Origin of the sequence: Subtercola boreus (assembly GCF_003399635.1) — a bacterium.
GTDB lineage: Bacteria > Actinomycetota > Actinomycetes > Actinomycetales > Microbacteriaceae > Subtercola > Subtercola boreus_B.
Window position 1 is genome coordinate 1 of record NZ_NBXB01000080.1, and the last position, 2,576, is coordinate 2,576.

Below are 2,576 nucleotides of genomic sequence, written 5' to 3' on the forward strand. Positions count from 1 at the left end.
TTGAATATTCGCTTTTGTGGGCACCGCTTTTGATGCGGGTGAGCACCGTTGTTCAGGTGCCTGGTTTGCGTCGTTCAGCACCATGATCGGTGTGGTTGAGCACCACCTGTGAAGCTCCTCCCACCATGTGATGGCCACGTGGTGGGAGGAGTACCGGTAATGGTACGGAAGATCAAGGCGAAGCTCGTGTTGCAGCTGCGTAATCAGGGCTTGTCGCGACGTGCGATCGAGTCGGCTCAGGGGATGTCGCGGCACAGCATCCAGGCGGTACTCGACGCGGCGGAGCGGCTGGGGTTGGGATGGGATGACGTCGCGGAGTTGTCGGAGGCGGAGACGTATTCGACATTGTTTCCCGGCCGCGGGGTCCGGGAGAGTGTCTTCGCAAAACCGGACTGGCCGCGGGTCCACGCCGAGCTGGCCCGGGTCGGGGTGACGTTGAAGCTGCTGCAGCAGGAATATGTCGACACGTGTTCCCGGGCGGGCCAGGCTGCGATGAGTTATGACCGGTTCTGCCGCCTGTATGGCGAGTACGCGGCCGTGTCGGGTGCGACATCGCGGGTCGGTCACAAGGCCGGCCGAAGTGTCGAGGTCGACTGGTCCGGGCCCACGATGCAACTGCTGGATCCGACAACGGGCGAGATGTCGAAGGTGTATCTGTTCGTCGCGTGTCTGCCGTTCAGCCGGTACGCGTTCGTGGAGGCCATGTTGGATATGCGGCAGGAATCGTGGCTGCGCGCCCACACCGCGATGTTCGCTTTCTTCGGCGGCACTGTCCCGCGTCTGGTGCCCGACAACCTGAAGACCGGCGTCATCTCCCACCCTCGCGAGGGTGAGGTCGTGCTGAACGACGCGTACCGGGAGCTGGCCGCGCATTACTCCGCCGCGGTGCTGCCGGGCAGGGTTCGGTCGCCGAAGGACAAGGCCAGTGTCGAGAACACGGTCTCTCATGTCGCGACGTGGGTGATCGCGGGTTTGCGTCTTGAGCAGTTCACGTCGTTGCCGCAGTTACGGACCCGGATTCGAGAACAGATCGGTGCGTATAACCGGGAGCCGTTCCAGAAACGAGACGGCTCCCGCCTCAGCGTGTTCCTGGCCGAGGAGAAGCCGCTGCTGCACCCACTGCCCGCGGCGCCGTTCGAGATCAGTACGTGGGCCTACCGGCGCAAGGTGAACAAGAACGCCCACGTGGTGTGGGCGAGGAACTTCTACTCCGTTCCCTTCAGCCACATCGGCGCCAGCGTTGATCTTCGTATCACGGAGGCAATGCTGGAGGTGTACCGGTGCGACGAACGTCTGACCAGTCACCTCCTGCTGCCAGCCACGACCGCTAACCAGTATCGGACGAACGACGCCGACCTTCCCGAGGGGCGCAGCTTCCAGGCCTGGGACCGGGCCCGGATCGAGGAGTGGGCGGCCAGGATTGGACCGGCCACGGTGACGGTTGTGGGGAAGATCTTCGAGGCCGCCAGTATCGAGGAAGCGGGCTACGACCCCGCGTTGGCCGTGCTGCGGCTGTCCCGCCGATTCCCGCCCGCCCGGGTCGAAGCGGCCTGCGCACTGGCTTTGCGCGGGCCGATCCGTTCACCGCGATATGCGCACCTGCGACCGATCCTTGATACCGGGCAAGACAAACCCGGCCACGCCCCCGACGAGCCAGAGGGCGATGGTAGCGGCTACGTCCGCGGCAGCGCCTACTACGCAGGAGGTGCCCGATGAGCGCCCTGGACGCAGAGACCAAACGCAAACTCCGAGAGATGAACGCCAGCGAGCTGCTCGAAGCGATAAACACCCAGGACGAGACCCTCAGCATCAGTTTGTCGTTCGAGGAACGCGTCCGGTTGGTCGTCGATGACGCCTACTCGGCCTTCACCCACTCGAAAGTCATCGGCCTGATCCGGCGGGCAGGGCTACGGTACCCGAACGCGGACCTGCGCCTCGTCGATCTGCTTCACGAACGTGGCCTCAGTCGGGAGGTCTTGACCCAGCTCGGTACCTGCTCGTTCGTGACGAGGCAGCAGAACGTCGTTTTCCAAGGCTTCACCGGGTCGGGGAAATCGTATTTGGGCTGCGCGATCGCTAAACGCGCCTGCGAGCACCGGATCCGCGCGCACTACGTCCGCATGCCCGACCTCGAGGAAGCCTGGGTCGCCGCGCAAGACACCACCGGCGGCAGCGGCAAGTTCCTCCGGAAATACGCCTCGTTCACACTGCTCGTCATCGACGAGTGGCTCTTGGATCGCCCCACGGAATCGATGCGCGGCATGCTGCTCGAGCTGATGGAACGACGCTACGGCGAAACATCGACAGTGTTCTGTACCCAATACCAGCAGAAAGACTGGCACCAACGCCTCGGCTCCGGCGTCCACGCCGACGCGATCATGGACCGCATCATCCACAACACCATCACCGTCGAGACCGGCACCTACAACATGCGCGAACACACCGCCCACGCCACGGCCTGACACCCGCGGGACAGCACCAGTGGTACCGAAACCACGCCACCACTGGTGCTGACCCGCACAATCGATGGTGCCCAACCACACGATCAAATGGGGCTCAAAGCCTCAAATACTCAA

2 protein-coding genes are annotated in these 2,576 nt (G+C 63.7%); both read left to right on the forward strand.

Annotation, left to right across the window (positions count from 1 at the left end):
• Positions 1-159: 159 nt before the first annotated feature.
• A complete protein-coding gene (gene istA / locus B7R22_RS18450) occupies positions 160-1,716 on the forward strand; it encodes an IS21 family transposase (protein ID WP_116413143.1) in 1,557 nt (518 codons plus the stop codon).
• On the forward strand, positions 1,713-2,462 hold the full coding sequence (locus B7R22_RS18455; RefSeq protein ID WP_116413144.1) for an ATP-binding protein: 750 nt from the start codon (positions 1,713-1,715) through the stop codon (positions 2,460-2,462). Before istA ends, B7R22_RS18455 begins: the two co-directional genes overlap by 4 nt.
• The last annotated feature ends 114 nt before the right edge of the window (positions 2,463-2,576 follow it).